Here is a 22835-nt window from a genome sequence, read left to right as displayed (position 1 = left end):
AACTTATTAACTTTTAATAATTTTCTTTTTTTCTTTAAAAAAAGATATTACATCTTTTATGTTCAAAATAATGCTTTTTTTATTATTTCTTGCGCGATATTCTACTTTATTTTCATTAATATGACGTGGACTTACTATAATTTGATGAGGTATACCTATTAAATCCATTTCACTAAACATAATTCCAGGCATTATTTTATCTCGATCATCTAATATAACGTCTATTTTTTCATTTTGAAATATATTATATAATATTTCTGCTGTTTTTTTTATTTTAGAAAATTTTGTGGCATTAATAGGCAAAATAACTACTTCGAAAGGTGCTATAGAGTCATTCCAAATAATTCCCTTATCATCATAATTTTGTTCGATAATAGCTGCAATAATTCGCGTTATTCCTATTCCATAGCATCCCATATATAAATATTTTTGATGATCATTATTTTGACACTGAGTTAATATATTCATTTTTTTAGAATATTCTTTTCCTAATTGAAAAATATGTCCTATCTCAATACTGTTTTCAATCTTTAATGGTCCTGATCCATCGGGACTAGTATCTTTTTTAGTAACGTTTCTAAGATCTTTAAAAATTGGCATTGGAAGATCGATATTCCAATTTACATTTATAAAAAAATTGTGATTAATGTTTGATCCAATAGTAAAATTTTTCATGTGATAAACGGAAATATCTGCAAAAATAGGAATTTTTAAATCTAACGGTCCTAAAAATTTTTTTTCTACTCCTATCCATGAAATTATTTCTTTTTCGCTAACATATACCAATGGTTTTTGTATAATATCGATTTTTTCTGCTTTAAATACATTTAAATCATGCTCCGAAGATATTAATAAAGCAATAAATGGAGAAGAATAATTAATTTTAGCTTTTACTAAGATAGTTTTAATAAAATTATTAATAGGAAGTGTTAAATTTTTAATATTTTTAAGAGATTTGATGCTTTTTTTATGAATATCAATTTTTTTATTTTCTTTTTTTAAAAATTCAATAGCTTCTTTAGATTGTGCTGTATTTATGTTAGAAGCGTATAATTTATTTTTTGAATAAACTATTTTATCTTCTCCATTTTTTGATAAGGCTTGAAATTCATGGGAAATATTTCCTCCCATTGAACCAGAGTCAGCGCTTGCTATACAAAATTTAAGATTCATCTTATTAAAAATTTTAATATAACTTGCATAAAAATTTTCATATGTTTTTTGTAAACAATGTTGACTAATATGAAAGGAATACGCATCTTTCATACAAAATTCACGCGTTCTAATAATTCCGGATCTAGGTCTAATTTCATCTCTAAATTTCGTTTGAATTTGATAAACAATTAAAGGAAGGTTTTTATAAGAGTTAATTTCTTTTCCTACAAAATAAGTGATAATTTCCTCGTTTGTAGGTCCTAGTACAAATTTGTTTTGTCTACGATCAAAAAATTTCAGTAATTCTTTTCCATATAAATTTAAGCGTCCGCTTTTTTTCCATAACTCCTCAGGTTGTATAATAGGTGTTAAGATTTCTATAGCTTGTATTTTTTTCATTTCTTCTCTAATAATTTTCTTAATTTTATTAAATACTTTAATTCCTGTTGGAAGCCAAATATATAAACCTGAAGATATTTTCCGAATCATGCCACTTCTAAGCATTAGCTGATGGCTTATAATTTTTGCATCATGAGGTATTTCTTTTAAAGTTGATAATAAATATTGACTTGTACGCATGTATTATAATCTCATTGCAATAGTATTGTTAGTATTAGATAAATTCAAAAAATATTTATTTTACATTATTAATAACGTTTTATTATATAATAAACTCTTATTTAATTTTTTTAAATTATTTTAATTATATAAAATTGAAAATTATAGTTGAGTATTAAATTATGAATCTTAATACGAATGAAGATAAAACTGAACAACCAACTGAACACCATATTAAAAAATTTCAAAAAAAAGGAAAAACAAGGTATTCTCGTGAATTAAATTCTTTATTAATTTTAATATCTGGTATGCTAGGTTTATGGTTTTTAAGAGATCAAATTTTTGTTCAATTTAGTCAAATTATGCACAATAGTTTTTGTTTTGATAAAAAAACAATTTTATTAAATGAAAAAAATATATTATTTAATTTGTTCTTAATTTTAAAAAAAATTTTAATTATTTTTTTTCCATTTTTTTTGTGTTTAATAATTACATGTGTATTTCCATCTATTTTATTTAGTGGGATAAAATTTGGTTTTAAATCATTTCAATTAAATTTTAAAAAAATAAATCCATTAGATGGTTTTAAAAGAATATTTTCTAAGAAAATATTAATTGAATTTTTTAAAATAGTATTAAAATTATTAATTATAACATGTATATTTTTACTTTATTTAAAGATTTTTTTTAATGAAATCTTTTTATTGAATACAAAAAATATTATTTCGGCATCATTTTGCGGATGGAATTTTATTGTATCTTTTTGTTTTATAATAATTTCAGGATTAATTCCAGTTGTTTTGTTAGATGTTATTTGGCAAAAATGGGCATATTATAAGAAAATTAAAATGACTCGACAAGAAGTAAAGAATGATTTTAAAGAACAAGAAGGAAATCCATATGTTAAAATGAAAATTCGTCAGTTAATGAAATTAAATTTACGCAAACGCATGATTATAGATGTTGCTAAATCTGATGTTGTTATAACAAATCCAATACATTATTCCGTTGCTCTTAAATATGACATGTACAAAATGAATGCTCCTAAAGTAGTAGCTAAAGGAGTTGGCGATTTAGCTATTAAAATACAGCGTGTAGCTTTAAAACATAAAGTTCCTATAATTTCTTCTCCTTTATTATCTCGTTCTTTATATCGTTACTCCGAAATAGGTCATTATATTCCAGGATCACTTTATAAAGCTGTTGCTGAAGTTTTAGCATGGTCTTGGAAAGTAAAAAAATGGAGAAAAGAAGGTGGAAATTTTCCTCAAGAACCTAAAGATATATCAATACCATCAGATTTAATTTATACAGGAGAAACAAAAAAATAATGATTAATTTTCCTTCTTTTTTTCGAATAATTGAAACTTTTAGAAAAAATCAATGGCAAATACTAGTTGGTCCAATACTTATATTGATTATTTTGTCAATGATGGTATTACCACTAGCTCCTTTTGTTTTAGATGTATTTTTTACTTTTAATATTGCTTTATCAATATTGATTTTGCTAGTTTCTATGTTTACTCGTAAAACTTTAGAATTTTCTGCTTTTCCAACGATTTTACTTTTTTCTACATTATTACGCCTTGGTTTAAACGTTGCTTCTACACGTATTATTTTTTTAAATGGTCATACTGGTATTCATGCAGCTGGTCGAGTAATAGAATCATTTGGTCATTTTTTAGTAGGTAGTAATTTTGCTATTGGAATAGTTGTTTTCATTATTTTAGTAATTATTAATTTTATGGTAATTACTAAAGGAGCCAGTCGAATAGCAGAAGTAGGAGCTAGATTTGTATTAGATGCTATGCCAGGAAAACAAATGGCAATAGATGCCGATCTCAATGCTGGTTTGATTGGTGAAGAAAAAGCGAAAAAACGTCGTTTAAAGATAGCGCAAGAAGCAGATTTTTATGGTTCTATGGATGGTGCTAGCAAATTCGTTAGAGGAGATGCTATTGCTGGAATTTTGATTATGGTGTTAAATATATTTGGCGGTTTAATTATTGGATTTTTTCAACATAACATGCCTTTAAGTAAAGCTGCTCAAGTTTATACTTTATTAACTATTGGAGATGGATTAGTTGCTCAAATTCCAGCTTTAGTTGTTTCTACAGCTGCAGGTGTTATTGTAACACGTGTTAGCACCAATCAAAATGTTGGAGAACAAATGATTGGTCAATTATTTTGTAATTCTCAAGTAATTTTTTTAAGTTCTATTGTATTAGGAATTCTTGGCTTAGTTCCTGGAATGCCAAATATTATATTTTTAACGTTTGCAATTTTATTACTATTTTTATCCTGGTGGTTAAACAAAAAAAAATATCAATTTAAAAAGGATGTTTTAGATTCTAGTAAAAAAAATAAATTGTTAAAAAATTCTATTTCTGAAGCTTCTTGGAATGATGTAGAGTTAGAAGACCCCGTTAGAATAGAAATTGGATATAATTTAATTTCTATGGTCAATGTTCAAAAAAAAGGTAATCTATTAGATAGAATTCGTATTATACGTAAAAAGATTGCTCAAGAAATTGGATTTTTACCTCCCTTAGTGCATATTAAAAATAACATAAATTTAAATGGCAACTCTTATCAAATTTTCATCAAAGGAGTAAAAGTTAGTCAAGGTATTTGTATTTTTGAAAAATTAGTAGCAATTAAGACCGGAAGAGAGACAGAAGAATTACCATTTAAAAAAGTTTTTGAGCCTAATTTTTTGCTATCTGGTTATTGGATTGATTCATCATTTAAAAACGAAGCTGAAAAAAAGGGTTATTCTGTCATAGATTCTTTTTCTATGGTAGCAACTCACTTAAACATTTTAATTTCGCAAAATATCAGTGAATTATTTAGTCGTTACGAAATACAAAAATTATTAGATTATATTAATACAGTAATACCCAAAATGACCGATGATTTAATACCTAATATTGTTGATTTGACTACTTTACATAAAATTTTAAAAAATCTACTTTCAGAAGCAGTTCCAATCAAAGATATGAGAACTATATTAGAGACTTTAGCAGAACATGCAATTATAAAAAAAGATCCTCAGGAATTAACTAGTATTGTGCGAATTTCCTTAAGTAAAATTATTATGCAAAAGTTATTTCATGGAAGAGAAATAATTGAAATAATTGGTTTGGAGCCAAATTTAGAAAAAATTTTATTAGAAAATTTAAAAAAAGGTAATGATGCTATTGAGCCTAATCTTTCGGAGGTTTTATTAAAAGAAACACAGAAAGCAATAAAAAAACAGAAATTAATTCAAGCTCCAATTGTGATGTTAGTATCTCATCCTCTAAGATTTTTTTTATCAAATTTTCTTCGAAAATATTTTCCAGAATTAAGTGTTTTATCTGAACTTGAAATTATAAGCGATAAAAAATTAAAAATGACTAATATAATTGGAAATAAATAATATTTAATAAATGCAAGTTGGTGTGGTGTTAAGTAGTGCCATTATGACATTACTGCCTCACCTGACTAAATTATTTATAGTAAATTGATTTTTTTTGAATATATTACATTTTTTTAACTGTTTTAATTCCTAATATGTTTAATCCTTTTTTTAATGTTCTTGCAGTTAAAAAAGATAATTTAAGCCTGCTTTTACAAATTTTAATTTTTTTACAAAATAAAATTGAGCATTCTTCATAAAAATTAGAAAAATATGTTGCTAATTCATAAAGATATTTACACATAACATGTGGAGTTCCTTTGTCAGCTATTAAGAGAATAATTTCTTCAAATTCTAGTATTTTAATAGCTAAATTTATTTCGCTTGGTTTATTTAATAAAACTTTTTGTTTCAATTTATGTATTGAAATAGTAGATTTTTTTAAAATTGACATAATTCTTGTATAAGCATATTGTATATAAGGTGCTGTATTTCCTTCAAAATTTATCATTTTATCCCAATCAAATATATAATTAGTACTTCTGTTTTTGGATAAATCAGCATATTTTATTGCACTAATTCCGATTGTATTTGCTAGTTTAATTATTTTTTTATGAGTTAAATGGGGTTTTTTTGTTAAAATTAATTTTTTAGCTCTATTGATTGCTTCATTTAGAAAATCAGAAAGTTTTATGGTATTTCCATCGCGTGTTTTAAAAGGACGTTTATTTTTAGATAGCATCATTCCAAACATATGATGTTCCAATAATAGATTTTCTGGTATGTAATTAGCCTTTTTAGCTATAATCCATACTTGTAATAAATGTTGATGTTGACGAGAATCTATATAGTATATAACACGATCAGCGTGCAATTTTTCATATCTATATTTTAAACATGCAATATCGGTCGTAGAATATAAAAATCCTTTGTCTCTTTTTTGAACTATGACGCCCATAGAATTGCCGGATTTATTCTTAAATTCATCTAAATAAACAATGGTAGTGCCATTTTTTTCAATAGCTATTTTTTTTCTTTTAAGATCTTGAACAATTTTTAAAAGCATTTTTTTATATGTACTTTCTCCCATAGTATGTTCTTTCTTAAGAGTCACATTCAGTTTTTTGTATATTTTATAGTTTTCATTCATAGTAATGTATACTAGTTTTTTCCAAATAGAATGACATTTTTTATCGCCATTTTGTAATTTTACAACATATTCTCTTGATTTTTTTGAAAAAAATTCATCCGAATCATATTTGTTTTTTGATTTACAATAAATATGTTCAAGATCTTTTAATGTAAGAAGATTATTTTGTAATTTATTTATTAATTTTTCATACTTTAAATATGCAATTAATATACCAAATTGCGTCCCCCAATCTCCAATATGATTTGCTCTGATTACATTATGTCCTAAAAATTCTAAAGTTCTTGCCATAACATCTCCAATTATTGTAGATCTTAAATGTCCAATATGCATTTCTTTTGCAATATTTGGTGCTGAATAATCTACTATAATATTTTTTGGAGAAAATCTTTTAATACCAAGACGCGGAGAAAAAAAAATTTTTTCTAATTCTTCAGATAACCAAGAGCTATTGATGAAAATATTAATAAATCCTGGTTCAGAAAAATTTATTTTTTCATACATATAGTTTTTTTTAAAAAATAATATTATTTTCTCAAATAAATCATTTGGTTTTATATTAAATGAATTAGATATTTTAATTAAATTATTAACTTGATAATGGCCAAATTTTGAATTTTTAGTTAGCATAATTAATGGTTTATAATTTTTATCAGAAATTTTTGATAAAGCTTGTTCAATATCTTTTTTTATTATATATTTTATATTCATTTAAATATCCGACATTGTTTTTATAAAAATTATAACATATGGCAAATAAATATATTGAATGAAAAACTATTTTATTTAATGAAATAAAATTAATTTTTATTAAAAGGTTGACAAGACGATAAAAAAAATGTAATCTCTTATAAAGTTTAGAAAATAAACAACGCTCTTTAAAAAATTAATTAGATAATCTGTGTGGGCACAAAAAATTAAGTACAAATTTATTTTAATTGTATTAAATTTTGTTTTAAAACTGAAGAGTTTGATCATGGCTCAGATTGAACGCTGGCGGCAAGCTTAACACATGCAAGTCGAGCGGCAGCGAAAAAAAGCTTTTTGCTTTTTTGTCGGCGAGCGGCAAACGGGTGAGTAATATCTGGGAATCTACCTAAAAGAGGGGGATAACTACTAGAAATGGTAGCTAATACCGCATAATGTTGAAAAACCAAAGTGGGGGATCTTTTTTAAAGACCTTACGCTTTTAGATGAGCCCAGATGAGATTAGCTTGTTGGTAAGGTAAAAGCTTACCAAGGCAACGATCTCTAGCTGGTCTGAGAGGATAACCAGCCACACTGGAACTGAGACACGGTCCAGACTCCTACGGGAGGCAGCAGTGGGGAATATTGCACAATGGGCGCAAGCCTGATGCAGCTATGCCGCGTGTATGAAGAAGGCCTTAGGGTTGTAAAGTACTTTCAGCGAGGAAGAAAAAAATAAAACTAATAATTTTATCTATTGACGTTACTCGCAAAAGAAGCACCGGCTAACTCCGTGCCAGCAGCCGCGGTAATACGGAGGGTGCTAGCGTTAATCAGAATTACTGGGCGTAAAGAGCGCGTAGGTGGTTTTTTAAGTCAGATGTGAAATCCCTAAGCTTAACTTAGGAACTGCATTTGAAACTGAAATACTCGAGTATCGTAGAGGGAGGTAGAATTCTAGGTGTAGCGGTGAAATGCGTAGATATCTGGAGGAATACCTGTGGCGAAAGCGGCCTCCTAAACGAATACTGACACTGAGGTGCGAAAGCGTGGGGAGCAAACAGGATTAGATACCCTGGTAGTCCATGCCGTAAACGATGTCGACTTGGAGGTTGTTTCCAAGAGAAGTGACTTCCGAAGCTAACGCATTAAGTCGACCGCCTGGGGAGTACGGCCGCAAGGCTAAAACTCAAATGAATTGACGGGGGCCCGCACAAGCGGTGGAGCATGTGGTTTAATTCGATGCAACGCGAAAAACCTTACCTGGTCTTGACATCCATAGAATTTCTTAGAAATAAGATAGTGCCTTCGGGAACTATGAGACAGGTGCTGCATGGCTGTCGTCAGCTCGTGTTGTGAAATGTTGGGTTAAGTCCCGCAACGAGCGCAACCCTTATCCCCTGTTGCCAGCGGTTCGGCCGGGAACTCAGAGGAGACTGCCGGTTATAAACCGGAGGAAGGTGGGGACGACGTCAAGTCATCATGGCCCTTACGACCAGGGCTACACACGTGCTACAATGGTTTATACAAAGAGAAGCAAATCTGCAAAGACAAGCAAACCTCACAAAGTAAATCGTAGTCCGGACTGGAGTCTGCAACTCGACTCCACGAAGTCGGAATCGCTAGTAATCGTGGATCAGAATGCCACGGTGAATACGTTCCCGGGCCTTGTACACACCGCCCGTCACACCATGGGAGTGGGTTGCAAAAGAAGCAGATAGCCTAACCCCTCAAAAGGAAGGCGTTTACCACTTTGTGATTCATGACTGGGGTGAAGTCGTAACAAGGTAACCGTAGGGGAACCTGCGGTTGGATCACCTCCTTAAAAAAATAAACTTATTTTGAAGTGCCCACACAAATTATCTAATTAAGCTCTTTATTTAAAGGCTTGTAGCTCAGACGGTAAGAGCGCACCCCTGATAAGGGTGAGGTCGGTGGTTCAATTCCACTCAGGCCTACCATTAAAATTGTCTGGGGCTATAGCTCAGATGGGAGAGCGCCTGCCTTGCACGCAGGAGGTCAGCGGTTCAATCCCGCTTAGCTCCATTAAAAAAATCTTTTTTTAATCTCAAATATTTAAACACTTCAAAAGAACTTTTTTTCTTTAGATTTAAAAAATCTTTTAAAAAGATGTCGTCTGTTCTCAAAAATATATTTATTTTTCTTTCAAGAAATAAATAAACTGGCAAACTTGATTGATTATTAAAAATAATATTTTTTACTTTTTTAAAATATTTTTTAATTAATAAATCATTAGGTAAAATAGACATAGAAAAATATAAATTAGACAACGTATATTCGTGAGAGCAACACAATAATGTTTTTCTTGGGAAAGTATTAATTAATTGAATAGATTGATACATATCAAAATATTTCTCTTGAAAAACTCGTCCACATCCACCAGAAAACAAAACATCACCACAAAAAAGATATGGTTTAAGATAATATGAGACATGACCTAATGTATGACCAGGAGTAAAAAAAACATAAATTTTTTCATTAAGTAATTTTATTACATCTCCGTTTTTAACAATTTTATTAATGTTAAATTTTATTGTTTCTTTCGGTCCAAAAACAATTGTATTAGGAAATTTTTTTAAAATTTTTTCAACCCCTCCTACATGATCAAAGTGATTATGAGTTAATAAAATCGCAATAAGATAAAATTTTTTTAATTTTATTTCTCTCAGAGTAATTTCTGATTCTCCTGGATCAATAATAATACAATGTTTTTTGTGATTAAAAAGAATCCAAACATAATTATCATTTAATATAGAAATTTTAGTTAAAAACATTACTTCTCCGTTAAAATTTTAATATTTATCTATTTTTAAAACATAATTTTCGTAAAAAAAATCATTAAGTAATGGATTTTGAGCTGATTGTCGAGCAATTTTATCGCATCGTTCATTTTCAAGGTGTCCAACATGACCACGAACCCAAAGCCATTCTATACAATGTTTATTTAAAAAAAAATTAATTCGTAGCCATAAATCAATATTTTTTATTAATTTTTTTTTACTAGTTTTCCATTGATCTTTCTTCCATTTATCTATCCACTTAGTTACACCTTGTTTTACATATTGACTGTCTGTTGTAATTTTTATAGAACAAGATTGCTTAATCGATTCTAATCCTGATATTACTCCCATAAGTTCCATACGATTATTCGTCGTTAAAAAAAATCCAGAAGTTAATATTTTTTCAAATGACTTATAACGTAATATTGTTGCGTAACCACCTGGTCCAGGATTTCCTAAACAAGATCCATCTGTAAATATTTTTATTAATTTTAACATCTTTTAAAAATATCTCTTGATTAAATTATATAGAAAATTAAAAAATTATATGCAAAAAAAAAGAATAGTTGTATTAGATACAGAAACAACTGGTATGAATAATATAGGATTGCCATATTTAAATCACAGAATTATTGAAATTGGCGCTGTTGAAATTATTAATCGTCGATTTACAGGGAACAATTTTCATGCTTATATTCAACCTAATAGAAAAATAGACACGCGAGCTTTAAAAGTTCATGGAATTACAAATGAATTTTTATCAGATAAACCTCTCTTTAAAGATATAGCTAAAAATTTTTTTAATTATATTAAACATTCTACATTAATAATTCATAATGCACCCTTTGATGTGGGATTTATTAATCAAGAATTTTTTCTTATAGATTCGCAAACAATAGATATTAAAAAATATTGCCGTATTATTGATACATTAAAAATAGCTCGTGATTTATTTCCTGGAAAAAAAAATACATTAGATGTTCTTTGTACGCGTTATAAAATAAAAAATTCGCATAGAGTTTTACATGGAGCTATTTTAGATGCGTTTTTATTAGGTAAATTATACCTTTTAATGACCAGTGGTCAAGAATCAATATCGTTTGATAATAATATTAAAAATAAAAAAAATATTTTATCATTTAAAATTAAATTAAATAAAATTCGTCCTTTAAAAATTTTGAAAGCAAATAAAATTGAATTAGAATTACATAAAAAATATTTAAAAAAAAATTTAATGAAAAATAAATAACGAATAACAGTAAAAAGATGATTGACTGATTTTTTTAAAATATGTACAATATAAAAATATTATTAATTAGGTGCGGTAGTTCAGTTGGTTAGAATACTGGCCTGTCACGCCGGGGGTCGCGGGTTCGAGTCCCGTCCGCACCGAAGATAATATCATTTAAAAAATATTTTTTAAAAATTAAGAATTTCAAATAATGTATAAAAAAATTATTTCTTCCGAATTAAAAATTGCATCCAAAGTATTAAAAAATTTTCTAAATGACTCAAAACAAATAAAAAATATTGAAAAAGCAGCTTTTTTAATTACTCAGTCCTTTAATAGAAAAAATAAAGTAATATCATGTGGTAACGGTGGATCTCACTGTGATGCTATGCATTTTTCAGAGGAATTAACAGGTCTTTATCAAACAAAAAGACCAGGATATCCTTCAATATCTATATCTGATACAGCACATATTTCAGCTGTAGCAAATGATTTTGGTTATCACAAGGTATTTTCACGTTATATAGAAAGCATTGGTGTTCCAGGCGACATACTATTAGCAATTTCTACCTCAGGAAATTCTCCTAACATTATTGAAGCGATAAAGTCTGCTCATAAAAAAGATATGAAAGTAATTTCTCTAACGGGAAATAATGGAGGACAAATAAAAGATTTGTCTGATATAGAAATTTGTGTGCCACATCATGGTTATTCAGATCGTATACAAGAAATGCATATTAAAATTATTCATATATTAATATTAATTATTGAAAAAGAAATGAAAATACAAACTAATTAATTTTTATTTGCATTTATTTCGAATGATTAAAATCCTACAATAACTACAAATTATTTTCACTTTTTTAATAAATATTATTATTTTGGATTTTTTATGAGTGAGAAATACATTGTTACTTGGGATATGCTTCAAATTCATATTAGAAAACTAGCTCATCGATTACTTAAAATAAATTCTTGGCATGAAATTATTGCTGTGAGTAGAGGAGGTTTAGTTCCTTCTGCTATTCTCTCTAGAGAGATGGGAATTCGATGTGTTGATACCATATGTATTGCAAGCTATAATTATAATTCTTTGCAAAAGAATAGAAAAATAATAAAAATTTCTAAAATGGGAAATACTCAAAATAGTATCATTATAGATGATCTTGTAGATACAGGAGGAACCGCAAAAATCATTCGTAATTTATATCCAAAAGCTTATTTTGTTACTGTATTTGCAAAACCAATGGGCCAACCATTAGTAGATGATTATATTATTGATGTTGATCAAAATATATGGATAGAGCAACCATGGGACATGTCAATTTCTTACACCCCCCCTTTTTTTAAACAATTAAAATAAATTATTTAGAAATATATTCTAAAAAATAAATCGCTTTCATATAAATAAATTTTAAAAATTCTAAAAAATTAACGTATAGCACAAAGGTATTTTATGATAAGTGAAAAAGAAGATGATGGAAAAGAAAAAAATATAAAAGAAGATGATGGAAAAGAAAAAAATATAAAAGAAGATGATGGAAAAGAAAAAAATATAAAAGAAATGCAAGAAAAAATAAAAAGTATTGAATTGAGTAATATAGAAGAAATTTCTAAATTATATACTAGAATGAACAATGATATTGAAAAAGTAAAAAAATTTTCTTTAGAAAAAATAATTATTGAGTTTCTTCCTATTATAGATAGCATTGAACGTGCATTAGATTTATTAAAAAAAGAAGAATCAAAAATATATATAGAGTGCATTAAAAATATAGAATATGTTTTTTCTTTATTAAACGAAGTATTAAATGAATTTAATATATCTAAAGTAAATAAAATAAATATACCCTTTAATCCGGAAATTCATCAAGCTATGTCTATCAGTTATACTGATAAAATACCTTGCAATCAAGTTGTTGAAGTCATGCAATCAGGTTATATACTTCATCAATCACGTTTATTAAGACCTGCTATGGTTGTTGTTTCAAAAGAAAAAGGAAATTTTACATAAAAATTAAAATAATATTTTTAGATTTAATAAAATTTTTTATTAGATCTAAAAATTTTTAAATTTTGCTCTCTTTAAGAGAGATGTACTTTTTTTCTTCTGCGCTCTTTTGGATCTATTATTAAATTTCGATAAATTTCAATTCGATCACCGTTTTTTATTTTTTTGTTTAAATGTACTAATTTATTATAAATTCCTACATTATTTTTATAAAAATTAAAATTCACTAAATGAAATAATTTTGATGCTAATATAGCATCTTTTACAGTAGAATGTAATTTGAGTTTTACTGTTTTAATATATTGTATATGAGATAAAGCATATACAATTGTTACACGAATAATATTCGTCATATATTTAAGCTTCTCCTACTTTTTAGAAATAAAAGCAAAATTTTCTAAAAAAATATCAAAATTTATTTTTAGGTTAAATTTAATTATGTTATTTAAAAAAAAAATCTTCAAAAAAATATATTTGTATTAACAAAAAAGCTTACCATAATTATTTTATAGAGGAAATTTTTCAGTCTGGTTTAGTACTGCATGGATGGGAAATAAAATCTATTAGGCAAAATAAAATAAATATTACTGAAAGTTATATAAACAATAATCTACGTGAAATGTATTTGTGTAATACTATTATACAACCATTGAATACTTCTTCAAATAATTTTTTTTGTGATCCTATAAGAAAAAGAAAATTACTTTTACACAAACGTGAAATTAATCATTTATTGATTAAAAAAAATAAAACAGGTTATACGCTTGTACCATTGTCTTTGATTTGGTCTAAATCATGGTGTAAATTAAATCTTGCATTAGCAAAAGGAAAGAATAAAAAAGATAAAAGAGAAATTTTAAAAAAAAATGAATGGACACGAAATAAATTAAAAATTATTAAAAAATCGTTAAAATAAACTGATTATGATAAAAAAAAAATGTGAATCTGATACAGATCAGAATTGGATGAAAATAGCCTTTCAATACGCTTGTTATGCTCAAAAAAAAGGTGAAATACCTGTAGGAGCAGTATTAGTTTTTAAAAAGCGTATTATTGGAATAGGTTGGAATAGTTCAATTTCTACTAATGATCCTACTGCTCATGCAGAAATTATAGCTTTACGAAAAGCTGGAAAAAATTTAAAAAATTATCGTTTAAATAACGCTACTTTATATGTAACTTTGCAACCATGTATGATGTGTTGCGGAGCTATCATACATAGTAGAATTAAAAAATTAGTTTTTGGAGCAAATTGTCATAATTCAAATAAAATAGATTCTTTTGAAAAAATTTTATTGAACTTAAAATATAATTATAAGTTAATAATTAAAAAGAACATCATGCAAAATGAATGTTCTAAACTTTTAAAAAATTTTTTTAAATACAAGAGGATGTAAATTTAATTTTCTAAAACAACTAAAGCGCAAGCATAGTATTTTTGATCAGATATACTAAGATGAATATTTTTACACTGAAATTTTTTTATTTTTTTTAAAGAATTATTTAAAAAACGTAATTCTGGTTTTCCTAAATTATTATTGTATATTTCTAATTCATTTAAATATATTCCACAATTTATTCCTGTTCCTAAAGCTTTAGAAGCAGCTTCTTTAGCTGAAAATCTCTTAGCTAAAAATTTTATGTTATCATAATTATTATGATAAGAAATATATTCTTTCCACTCTTTTAAAGATAAAATTCTTTTAGCAAATTTATTTCCAAAATAATTAACTATTTTTTTAATACGTTTAATCTCTATAATATCTATTCCTATACCTATAATTGACATTGAAAATTATTTTTTCCTTTTTAAGAAAAATGATAAATTAATCGATTTTTAAAATTAGTTAAAAAATTTAAAATATTTTAACTAATTTTAAAAAAATTAATATTTATATACAATCTAAGTATATTTTTTTTTATTTTTAATCCATATAAAAAGATATATTTTCTTATTTAAAAAATATTCTATATTAAATCTAGAAGAAATACTAATTTTTTTAATTATTTCTCCTTTTTTACCAATAATAATTTTTTTTTGTCTTGTATTATCAACATAAATTATTGATTTAATATGTAATATGTTATTATTGCTTTTAATAGATTCAATTCTTACTTTTATCACTAAAGGTAAATCTTCTCGTAAAAAAAGTATTATTTTTTTACGGATAATCTCAGATAATGAAAATGATAAAGAATTAGTTGTTGTATAGTTTGATGGAAAAATATGATCTTTTTTTGGTAAATAATTTTTAATTATTTTTTCTAATAAAATTAGATCTCTTTCTTGTTTTGCACATATTGGAACAATTTCTAAGGGATTAATTTTTTTTTTAATAAAATTAATATAAGGTAATAAAAAATTTTTATTAGAAATTTTATCAATTTTGTTAATAACGAAAATAATAGGTATATTCATTAACTTGATGTAATTTAAAATTAATTCATCATTTTCCTTCCAAATTAAGCGATCTGTTATTAATATAACTAATACTGAATTTTTTAATACTTTATATTGATGATCTAATTTTTTTATTTTTCTATTTTTTTTTGTATTAATACCTGGAGTATCTACATAAATATATTGATATAATTTTTTAGTTTTAATGCCAAAAATATTTTTTTGCGTCGTATTCTTTTTTTTTGAAGTAATAGAGATTTCTTCTTTAATTATATTATTTATTAAAGTAGATTTACCTACATTAGGTTTTCCGATAATTGTTATATATCCACAATACTCTTGATTTTTTTTCACTCGACACCCAATTGAATTAATGCTTTTTTAGCTGCATCTTGTTCTGCTTTTCTTCTACTTGTTCCTGTGCCAATTAAATATTTTGAAATTATATCTATTTCGCAATGAATCGTAAATAACTGATTATGAGCTTCTCCGTATATTCCTACTATAAAGTATGTAGGTAATGATAAATGTTTAGATTGTAAATATTCTTGCAATCTTGTTTTAGGATCTTTTTGAGTATCTCCAGGACTAATTTTTTTTAAACGTTTTTTATACCATTTTAATATTAATTTTTCTGTTGTTTCAATATTACTATCTAAATAAATACTACCGATAAGAGCTTCTACAGTATTAGCTAAAATTGATTCTCTTCGAAAACCTCCGCTTTTTAATTCACCTTGTCCTAATTGAAGATATTCTCCCAAATGAAATTCGTGTGCTATTTCAGCTAAAGTATTTCCTCTTACTAAAGTTGCTCTCATTCGACTCATATCACCTTCGTTAATATATGGAAAATGTTGGTACAAAGCATTAGCAATAACAAAACTTAAAATGGAATCTCCTAAAAATTCTAATCTTTCATTATGTTTGCTACTTGCGCTACGATGTGTTAATGCTTGTTTTAATAAATCTTTATGAGTAAAAGTATATCCTAATACTTGTTGTATTTTTTTTGTCACAGTATGATTCATGTTATACCAATTTCAATGATATTTTAATTGATTTCTTATATAACAGGAAAATAGTAAAATATCGATATATTGAAAATATATTTCAAAGTAGCGAATAATACTAACTATATTCTGTCGTATTAATTATTAGTTTTTTAATATATATTTCCAATTCTATTAAAACGAATATTTGTTGGCCATTTATTTTCTTCTTTTTCAAAACTCATCCATATTTTTGTAGCCTTTCCTAATAAATTTTTTTCAGGTACAAAACCCCAGTATCGACTATCTGAACTATTGTCACGATTATCACCCATCATAAAATATTCACCTAAAGGAACCAACCAAGTTAGCTTTGGCATATTTTTTTGTTTATAATAATTATTTAAATTATTAATTTTTTTATCTAATAATAATATATCATGCTTTAAACCATGAATATCTTCTTTAGCTATTTTGAAAAAAATAGAATTATATATTTTTTTTTGTTCTGGTGTATAAAAAAAATAAATTTTTTGAAAAAAATTACTTAATTTTTTTCTTGAATGCTGAATAAATATTTTTTTTTGGCAATTTTTTTCTTTAATATAGTTAATGCAAACTTTTATATTTTTTTCGTCTATATTATAAGTTACTTTATCTCCAGGTAGTCCTATTATGCGTTTGATATAATACATGTTATTTTTTGGATGTCTAAATACTACAATATCACCTCGTTTAGGAGAATTTGTATGCATTAATATTTTTTGTGTAATTGGTTCTTTAATGCCATATGAAAATTTTTCAACTAAAATAAAATCTCCTATTAATAATGTGGGCATCATAGATCCAGAAGGGATTTGAAATGGTTCGTAAATAAAAGAACGTATTATAAAAATAGTCAATAACATTGGGAAAAAAGATGATATGGATTTATAAAAACATGTTTTATTTTTTTTTACTTTTGAAAAATCAATATTAATTTTTTTTTTTTATTATAAAAATAATTTTTAATAAAATTAATTTTAAAAAAAAACCATACAATTCCACTTAAAAGTGTACTAATAAATAAAGAATAATTTAATACATTATACATTTTTTTTCCTATGCTTTATGTTAAATATTTTTAATATTCAAAATTTTAAAAAATACAGATTTAGGCATATTAACATTTCCTATTTTTTTCATTCTTTTTTTTCCCTCTTTTTGTTTTTTTAGTAATTTTTTCTTTCTACTAATATCTCCTCCATAACATTTAGCTAATACATTTTTTCTTAACTGTTTAATTGTAGATCTAGCTATAATAGTATTATTAACAGTAGCTTGAATATTAATATCAAATTGATGTCGAGGTATTAATTCTTTCATTTTATAAACTATTTCTCGAGCGCGATTTCGCGCATTTTTATAATATTCAAGCATTGTTAATGCATCTACTTTTTCTGAATTAATTAATATATCTATTCGAACCATTTTAACTGTTTGAAAGTGTTTAAAATTATATTCTAGTGAAGCATATCCACTGGAAATTGATTTTAATTCATCAAAAAAATTTAAAACTATTTCGCTCATTGGAATGTGATACTTCAAAGATACTTGATGTGTATGATAAACCATATTAATTTGAATTCCTCTTTTTTTTATACATAACTTCATAATTACACCGAGAAATCTAGGAGGTAATAGAATATTACATTCACCAATTGGTTCTTTTATCTCTTTAATTTTATTTATTTCTGGAAAATTTGAGGGTGCGTCTAGATAAATTTTTTTTCCATTTATTAATTTTATTTGATAAATAACAGTAGGAGGTGTCGAAATTAAGTCTAAAGAATATTCTCGTTCTAATCGCGCTTGAACAATTTCCATATGCAATAAACCTAAAAATCCACATCGAAAACCAAACCCAAGGGCATGAGAATTTTCTGGTTCATAAAATAGAGAAGAATCGTTTAGACTGAGTTTTCCAAGAGCATCTCTAAATGTTTCATATTGCTCTGATGTTGTTGGAAATAAACCAGCATAAATTTGAGGCTTTATTTTCTTAAAACCAGTAAGCATTTTTTTTGCTGGATTCTTAAAATTTGTTAAAGTATCTCCCACTGGAGCTGCAGAAATATTTTTAATACCACAAACAATCCAACCTACTTCTCCGCACATTAATACTTTTTTGTTTATTTTTTTAGGTGTGAAAATACCTAATTGATCGACATGATAAGTTTTTTTTGTACTCATTACTTGAATTTTATCATTTTTTGATATAAATCCATTTTTTACTCTTATTAAAGATACAACACCTAAATAATTATCAAACCAAGAATCTATAATCAATGCTTGTAATGAATTTTTTCCATTTCCTGTAGGATGCGGGATATCTGCAACAATACGTTCAAGTAAATTTTCTATTCCCTCTCCAGTTTTAGCGGAACATATCACTGAATTATTTGATGAAATTCCTATAATGTCTTCGATTTCTTTTTTTACTCTTTCTATATCTGCATTAGGAAGATCTATTTTATTTAATACAGGTATAATTTTAAGTTTCATTTCTAGTGCGATGTAACAATTTGCTAATGTCTGCGCCTCTACACCCTGACTAGAATCAATTACTAATAATGCACCTTCACATGCAGACAACGATCGAGATACTTCATAACAAAAATTTACGTGGCCTGGAGTATCAATAAAATTTAAATGAAAAACATGGTTTTTTTTATTTTTATAATTAATCATTACACTTTGAGCTTTAATTGTAATTCCTCTTTCTCTTTCTAAATCCATTGAATCTAGTACTTGATTTGACATTTCTCGTTCAGACAATCCTCCACATTTTTGAATCAATCGATCAGATAAAGTTGATTTTCCATGATCAATATGAGCGATGATAGAGAAATTTCTTATATTTTTCATTATTCTTTCTTTGCACCATTTTTTTCAAAATTAGTTAAAAATATTTTAAAAGTATAAATATTTAAGTATATTTCTTATTTATATTTTAATATATAATATATCTAAAAATTTATTTAATTATAATATTTTTAAAAAATTAAATTTATTTTTTATAAAAAATAAATAAGTCTTTTTTTCTTAAAAATATTTTTTTAACCTTGTTTTTAAAAAAGTAATGAAAGTTAACATTTTATGATAATAAAGAAAAAAGTAATTATAGCTATGTCTGGAGGAGTTGATTCATCAGTTTCTGCTTGGTTGTTAAAACAACAAAACTACCTAGTAGAAGGTTTATTCATGAAAAATTGGGAAGAAGATGATAAAGATGGATACTGTCATGCTGCTCAAGATTTATTTGATGCTCAAGAAGTTTGTAAAAAATTAAACATATATTTTCATAAAATAAATTTTTCACAAGAATATTGGGACAATGTATTTAAAGATTTTTTAAATGAACATAAAAAGGGAAATACACCTAATCCCGATATACTATGTAATAAAGAAATAAAATTTAAAGTTTTTTTAAACTATGCCATTCAAGAACTTAAAGCTAATTATATTGCTACTGGTCATTATGCTAGAATTATTAAAAAAAATAAAAAAAATTATCTTTTTAAGGGGTGTGATTTAAATAAAGACCAAAGTTATTTTTTATATAGTTTAAAAGAAAATCAATTAAAAAAAATTTTGTTTCCGATTGGCTCTCTCAAAAAAAAGCAAGTAAGAGAGATTGCTCAAAAAATAGATTTGAAAGTAGCTAATAAGAAAGATTCTATTGGAATTTGTTTTATTGGAGCAAAAAAGATAAAGAATTTTCTTAGTCGATATATCAAAAAGAAAGAAGGAAATATTGTTACTACTTGCGGGAAGGTTTTAGGTAAGCATAGCGGATTATTCTCTTATACATTAGGTCAGCGTAAAGGTTTGGGTATTGGAGGTATAAACAAATTTTATAATCTTCCATGGTACGTAGTAGAAAAAAATATTAAAAAAAATACATTAGTTGTTGCTCAAGGTTTACATAATAGATATTTGATGTCTATAGGTTTAATAGCGTATAAAGTGAATTGGATTAATGAAGAGAATTTAAACTTTCCCTTATTTTGTAAAATTAAAACTAGATATCGCCAAAAAGATATTCCTTGTGAAATAAAATATATAAACAATCTATATATAAAAATTTTATTTAGTTCACCTGTTATTGCTGTTACTCCAGGACAATCAGTAGTATTTTATATACTTGATCGATGTATCGGCGGGGGAATAATTAAATCTAGAATTCCTTTATAATAATTTTAAATAATTAAGATGTTAAAAATCTACTTTCCAGAAGAATGGAATATATGGATATGCAATTCATATATCGCAAATATTTGTTTTTTAATAGATAAAAAATGTTTTTTAAAAATTAAGGAATATAAATTTATGCATCTTCACTCATTAATGACTATTTCTCCGATTGATGGTCGATATTTTAATTTTACTAAATGTTTGAGAAATATATTTAGTGAATTTAGTTTTTTAAAATATCGACTTTATATAGAAATTCATTGGCTAAAAAAAATAATTAGTATGCACAAAAAGTTAAATATTCGAAAAATCAAAGCAATAGATATTACATTATTAGATAGCATTTTCAAGGAATTTAATGAAAAAGACGCTCTTTATATTAAAGAAATAGAAATAAAAATTAAGCATGATGTTAAAGCTTTAGAATATTTTTTAAAAGATAAATGTACTCAATTAAAACAATTATCGAATATTACAGAATTTATTCATTTTGCATGCACTTCAGAAGATATTAATAATTTAGCATATGCTTTAATGATTAAAGATGCTCGTGATAAAATTATTTTGCCTTTATGGTCAAAAATAATAAAATTTTTAAAAGATTTTTCTTTTAAATACAAAAATGTTTCTTTACTATCTATGACCCATGGACAAGCGGCTACTCCATCTACCATGGGAAAAGAGATGGCTAACTTTTATTATCGTTTGCAACGTCAATGTTTGAAATTAAAAGCAATAGAAATATTGGGTAAAATGAATGGAACTACTGGAAATTATAATGCGCATTTAGCAGCATATCCAAAAATTAATTGGCATATAGTAAGTAATGAATTTGTAACTTCGCTCGGAATTTCTTGGAATCCATATACTACTCAAATAGAACCACACGACTATATCGCTGAATTTTTTTCGTGCATATCTCTTTTTAACACTATATTAATTGATTTTAATCGTGATGTTTGGGGATATATTTCTTTAAATTATTTTAAGCAAAAAAAAATAGATAATGAAATAGGTTCTTCCATCATGCCTCATAAAATTAATCCAATTAATTTTGAAAATTCTGAAGGAAATTTAGGGTTGTCAAATGCTCTCATGCATCACATGATTAACAAACTGCCTATTTCCAGATGGCAAAGAGATTTGAGTGATTCTACAGTTTTACGTAACATTGGCGTTGCTATGTCTTATTCCGTAATTGCTTATAAATCAATGTTATTAGGAAGCAAAAAATTAATCATTAATACTAGTGAATTAGAAAATAACTTAAATAAAAATTGGTCAATTTTATCTGAAGCTATTCAAACTGTTATGCGTCGTTATAGTATTAAAAATGCATACGAAAAATTAAAAGAAATGACTCGCGGGAAAATTATTGCTCAAAATGATATACATCAATTTATTGAAACATTGAATATTCCTAAGAAGGAAAAAATTCGTTTAAAATTGATTACTCCATGTAATTATATCGGAGCTTCTAGTAAAATAGTTGACGAAATTATTTAATAAACTTTTATGCATTTATTTTTATTAAAAGGATATTTTATGAATTTAAAAGTATTATTACTTTCTATTATATTATCAATGGGATGCAATGATTCCTTTGTCTACAAAGAAAAATCAATAAAACAGTATTCTTTAAATAAAGAATATATACAAAAAAAAATACAAAATTGGTCTGCTTTAATTAAACAAGCATCTATTAAATATAATATTGATGAAAAATTAATTAAATCAATTGTTTATGTTGAATCTTCTGGAAATCAATATGCTAAAAGTGATTCCAATGCTATTGGATTAATGCAAATTAAACCTTCTGCAGCTGGGTTAGATATATATAGGTTAATAGGGAAAAAGGGTCAACCTTCTATCAGAGAATTATATAATCCGAAGATAAACATTAATATCGGTGCTTCTTATATTAACTTATTAAAAAAAAAAATTTAATAGGAATAAAAAACGAAGAAATAATGAGATATGCAATTATTGTTTCATATGTTAACGGGGCATCTGCATTATTAAAAATATTTTCAAAAAATCAAACAAAAGCAATAAAAATAATCAATAGTATGACAGTAAGAACTTTTTATGAAAATATAAAAAAGCATCCATCGAAGCAAGCTTCACATTATTTAGATAAAGTAATAAAAGTTTATAATTTAATTTAAAATATTTTCTTAAAATACTCTCAAATACATATATATTTGAATATA

At 25.8% G+C, this 22835-nt stretch carries 20 protein-coding genes, 3 tRNA genes, 1 rRNA gene and 2 pseudogenes; 16 read left to right on the top strand and 10 right to left on the bottom strand.

The window, feature by feature from the left end:
• Positions 1-6 precede the first annotated feature (6 nt).
• Complete coding sequence (locus DD681_RS01830; RefSeq protein WP_158341312.1) at positions 7-1734, bottom strand: proline--tRNA ligase; 1728 nt, start codon at positions 1732-1734, stop codon at positions 7-9.
• Positions 1735-1895: 161 nt separating this feature from the next.
• On the opposite strand from DD681_RS01830, the gene flhB reads away from it, so the two are divergent.
• Both flhB and flhA read left to right on the top strand, forming a co-directional pair.
• Positions 1896-3044, top strand: a complete 1149-nt coding sequence (gene flhB / locus DD681_RS01825; protein ID WP_158341311.1) for a flagellar biosynthesis protein FlhB — start codon at positions 1896-1898, stop codon at positions 3042-3044.
• Positions 3044-5134, top strand: coding sequence for a flagellar biosynthesis protein FlhA (flhA, locus tag DD681_RS01820; RefSeq protein WP_158341310.1), 2091 nt, complete (start codon positions 3044-3046; stop codon positions 5132-5134). The genes flhB and flhA overlap by 1 nt, the downstream gene beginning before the upstream one ends.
• A 103-nt stretch (positions 5135-5237) precedes the next feature.
• Here flhA and argS read toward each other — a convergent pair whose 3' ends face one another.
• Positions 5238-6974 (bottom strand): arginine--tRNA ligase, encoded by a 1737-nt coding sequence (argS, locus tag DD681_RS01815; RefSeq protein ID WP_158341309.1) that lies wholly within the window; start codon positions 6972-6974, stop codon positions 5238-5240.
• Between the two features lie 247 nt (positions 6975-7221).
• On the opposite strand from argS, the gene DD681_RS01810 reads away from it, so the two are divergent.
• The 3 genes from DD681_RS01810 (at position 7222) to DD681_RS01800 (ending at position 8996) form a co-directional block, all read left to right on the top strand.
• Positions 7222-8775 (top strand): 16S ribosomal RNA (locus DD681_RS01810).
• Positions 8776-8834: 59 nt separating this feature from the next.
• Positions 8835-8911, top strand: a tRNA-Ile gene (locus DD681_RS01805).
• Positions 8912-8923: 12 nt separating this feature from the next.
• A tRNA-Ala gene (locus tag DD681_RS01800) sits at positions 8924-8996 on the top strand.
• On the opposite strand, the gene gloB is transcribed toward DD681_RS01800, so the two are convergent.
• Both gloB and rnhA read right to left on the bottom strand, forming a co-directional pair.
• Positions 8978-9745: a hydroxyacylglutathione hydrolase gene (gene gloB, locus DD681_RS01795; protein ID WP_158341308.1), complete on the bottom strand. Its 768-nt coding sequence runs from the start codon at positions 9743-9745 to the stop codon at positions 8978-8980. The two genes, DD681_RS01800 and gloB, sit on opposite strands and share 19 nt — an antisense overlap.
• 18 nt (positions 9746-9763) lie before the next feature.
• Entirely contained in the window at positions 9764-10249 is a 486-nt protein-coding gene (gene rnhA, locus DD681_RS01790) for a ribonuclease HI (protein WP_158341307.1), read from the bottom strand.
• Between the two features lie 49 nt (positions 10250-10298).
• On the opposite strand from rnhA, the gene dnaQ reads away from it, so the two are divergent.
• The 5 genes from dnaQ to grpE all read left to right on the top strand — a co-directional run bounded on the left by dnaQ (position 10299) and on the right by grpE (position 12996).
• Positions 10299-11000 carry a DNA polymerase III subunit epsilon gene (dnaQ, locus tag DD681_RS01785; RefSeq protein ID WP_158341306.1) on the top strand — a complete coding sequence of 234 codons (702 nt, stop codon included), beginning with the start codon at positions 10299-10301 and terminating at the stop codon, positions 10998-11000.
• A gap of 69 nt (positions 11001-11069) precedes the next feature.
• Positions 11070-11143 (top strand) — tRNA-Asp (locus DD681_RS01780).
• 50 nt (positions 11144-11193) lie between these two features.
• Complete coding sequence (gene lpcA / locus DD681_RS01775) at positions 11194-11781, top strand: D-sedoheptulose 7-phosphate isomerase (protein ID WP_158341305.1); 588 nt, start codon at positions 11194-11196, stop codon at positions 11779-11781.
• A 93-nt stretch (positions 11782-11874) separates the two neighbouring features.
• Entirely contained in the window at positions 11875-12345 is a 471-nt protein-coding gene (gene gpt / locus DD681_RS01770) for a xanthine phosphoribosyltransferase (RefSeq protein ID WP_158341304.1), read from the top strand.
• Between the two features lie 93 nt (positions 12346-12438).
• The gene (grpE, locus tag DD681_RS01765) at positions 12439-12996 is read left to right on the top strand and encodes a nucleotide exchange factor GrpE (RefSeq protein ID WP_158341303.1); all 558 of its coding nucleotides are present in this window, start codon (positions 12439-12441) and stop codon (positions 12994-12996) included.
• A 71-nt stretch (positions 12997-13067) separates the two neighbouring features.
• On the opposite strand, the gene DD681_RS01760 is transcribed toward grpE, so the two are convergent.
• On the bottom strand, positions 13068-13346 hold the full coding sequence (locus DD681_RS01760) for an RnfH family protein (RefSeq protein WP_158341302.1): 279 nt from the start codon (positions 13344-13346) through the stop codon (positions 13068-13070).
• A 95-nt stretch (positions 13347-13441) separates the two neighbouring features.
• Between DD681_RS01760 and smpB the strand changes: the two are divergent.
• Positions 13442-13909, top strand: a pseudogene (gene smpB, locus DD681_RS01755) (SsrA-binding protein SmpB); the annotation flags it as partial.
• Positions 13910-13916: 7 nt separating this feature from the next.
• A complete protein-coding gene (gene tadA, locus DD681_RS01750; protein ID WP_158341300.1) occupies positions 13917-14390 on the top strand; it encodes a tRNA adenosine(34) deaminase TadA in 474 nt (157 codons plus the stop codon).
• Positions 14391-14392: 2 nt separating this feature from the next.
• On the opposite strand, the gene acpS is transcribed toward tadA, so the two are convergent.
• From acpS to lepA, 5 genes and pseudogenes are all read right to left on the bottom strand, one after another.
• A complete protein-coding gene (gene acpS / locus DD681_RS01745) occupies positions 14393-14782 on the bottom strand; it encodes a holo-ACP synthase (protein WP_158341299.1) in 390 nt (129 codons plus the stop codon).
• Between the two features lie 114 nt (positions 14783-14896).
• Entirely contained in the window at positions 14897-15748 is an 852-nt protein-coding gene (gene era, locus DD681_RS01740; protein WP_158341298.1) for a GTPase Era, read from the bottom strand.
• Positions 15745-16425: a ribonuclease III gene (gene rnc / locus DD681_RS01735; RefSeq protein ID WP_158341297.1), complete on the bottom strand. Its 681-nt coding sequence runs from the start codon at positions 16423-16425 to the stop codon at positions 15745-15747. The genes era and rnc overlap by 4 nt, the downstream gene beginning before the upstream one ends.
• A 134-nt stretch (positions 16426-16559) precedes the next feature.
• A pseudogene (lepB, locus tag DD681_RS01730) lies at positions 16560-17479 on the bottom strand (signal peptidase I).
• Positions 17480-17499: 20 nt separating this feature from the next.
• Entirely contained in the window at positions 17500-19293 is a 1794-nt protein-coding gene (lepA, locus tag DD681_RS01725; RefSeq protein ID WP_158341296.1) for a translation elongation factor 4, read from the bottom strand.
• Between the two features lie 231 nt (positions 19294-19524).
• Here lepA and mnmA point away from each other — a divergent pair, with 231 nt between their 5' ends.
• The 4 genes from mnmA (at position 19525) to DD681_RS03125 (ending at position 22790) form a co-directional block, all read left to right on the top strand.
• On the top strand, positions 19525-20622 hold the full coding sequence (mnmA, locus tag DD681_RS01720) for a tRNA 2-thiouridine(34) synthase MnmA (protein WP_158341295.1): 1098 nt from the start codon (positions 19525-19527) through the stop codon (positions 20620-20622).
• Positions 20623-20757: 135 nt separating this feature from the next.
• Entirely contained in the window at positions 20758-22128 is a 1371-nt protein-coding gene (purB, locus tag DD681_RS01715; protein WP_158341541.1) for an adenylosuccinate lyase, read from the top strand.
• Between the two features lie 39 nt (positions 22129-22167).
• Positions 22168-22569, top strand: a complete 402-nt coding sequence (locus DD681_RS03130; RefSeq protein WP_261788344.1) for a transglycosylase SLT domain-containing protein — start codon at positions 22168-22170, stop codon at positions 22567-22569.
• A gap of 23 nt (positions 22570-22592) precedes the next feature.
• Entirely contained in the window at positions 22593-22790 is a 198-nt protein-coding gene (locus DD681_RS03125; protein ID WP_261788343.1) for a hypothetical protein, read from the top strand.
• Positions 22791-22835: the final 45 nt, after the last annotated feature.

This window comes from Buchnera aphidicola (Melanaphis sacchari) (genome assembly GCF_003096055.1).
Classification (GTDB): Bacteria; Pseudomonadota; Gammaproteobacteria; order Enterobacterales; family Enterobacteriaceae; genus Buchnera; species Buchnera aphidicola_P.
Note: the sequence above shows the minus strand (reverse complement) of the source record. Positions and strands in the feature narration are given on the sequence as shown.

What these genes read in the sequence shown, in the direction of transcription:
- DD681_RS01830 (WP_158341312.1), bottom strand. Translation starts at nt 1,734, where the DNA reads ATGCGTACAAGTCAATATTTATTATCAACTTTAAAAGAAATACCTCAT.
- flhB (WP_158341311.1), top strand. Translation starts at nt 1,896, where the DNA reads ATGAATCTTAATACGAATGAAGATAAAACTGAACAACCAACTGAACAC.
- flhA (WP_158341310.1), top strand. Translation starts at nt 3,044, where the DNA reads ATGATTAATTTTCCTTCTTTTTTTCGAATAATTGAAACTTTTAGAAAA.
- argS (WP_158341309.1), bottom strand. Translation starts at nt 6,974, where the DNA reads ATGAATATAAAATATATAATAAAAAAAGATATTGAACAAGCTTTATCA.
- gloB (WP_158341308.1), bottom strand. Translation starts at nt 9,745, where the DNA reads ATGTTTTTAACTAAAATTTCTATATTAAATGATAATTATGTTTGGATT.
- rnhA (WP_158341307.1), bottom strand. Translation starts at nt 10,249, where the DNA reads ATGTTAAAATTAATAAAAATATTTACAGATGGATCTTGTTTAGGAAAT.
- dnaQ (WP_158341306.1), top strand. Translation starts at nt 10,299, where the DNA reads ATGCAAAAAAAAAGAATAGTTGTATTAGATACAGAAACAACTGGTATG.
- lpcA (WP_158341305.1), top strand. Translation starts at nt 11,194, where the DNA reads ATGTATAAAAAAATTATTTCTTCCGAATTAAAAATTGCATCCAAAGTA.
- gpt (WP_158341304.1), top strand. Translation starts at nt 11,875, where the DNA reads ATGAGTGAGAAATACATTGTTACTTGGGATATGCTTCAAATTCATATT.
- grpE (WP_158341303.1), top strand. Translation starts at nt 12,439, where the DNA reads ATGATAAGTGAAAAAGAAGATGATGGAAAAGAAAAAAATATAAAAGAA.
- DD681_RS01760 (WP_158341302.1), bottom strand. Translation starts at nt 13,346, where the DNA reads ATGACGAATATTATTCGTGTAACAATTGTATATGCTTTATCTCATATA.
- tadA (WP_158341300.1), top strand. Translation starts at nt 13,917, where the DNA reads ATGATAAAAAAAAAATGTGAATCTGATACAGATCAGAATTGGATGAAA.
- acpS (WP_158341299.1), bottom strand. Translation starts at nt 14,782, where the DNA reads ATGTCAATTATAGGTATAGGAATAGATATTATAGAGATTAAACGTATT.
- rnc (WP_158341297.1), bottom strand. Translation starts at nt 16,425, where the DNA reads ATGAATCATACTGTGACAAAAAAAATACAACAAGTATTAGGATATACT.
- lepA (WP_158341296.1), bottom strand. Translation starts at nt 19,293, where the DNA reads ATGAAAAATATAAGAAATTTCTCTATCATCGCTCATATTGATCATGGA.
- mnmA (WP_158341295.1), top strand. Translation starts at nt 19,525, where the DNA reads ATGATAATAAAGAAAAAAGTAATTATAGCTATGTCTGGAGGAGTTGAT.
- purB (WP_158341541.1), top strand. Translation starts at nt 20,758, where the DNA reads ATGCATCTTCACTCATTAATGACTATTTCTCCGATTGATGGTCGATAT.
- DD681_RS03130 (WP_261788344.1), top strand. Translation starts at nt 22,168, where the DNA reads ATGAATTTAAAAGTATTATTACTTTCTATTATATTATCAATGGGATGC.
- DD681_RS03125 (WP_261788343.1), top strand. Translation starts at nt 22,593, where the DNA reads ATGAGATATGCAATTATTGTTTCATATGTTAACGGGGCATCTGCATTA.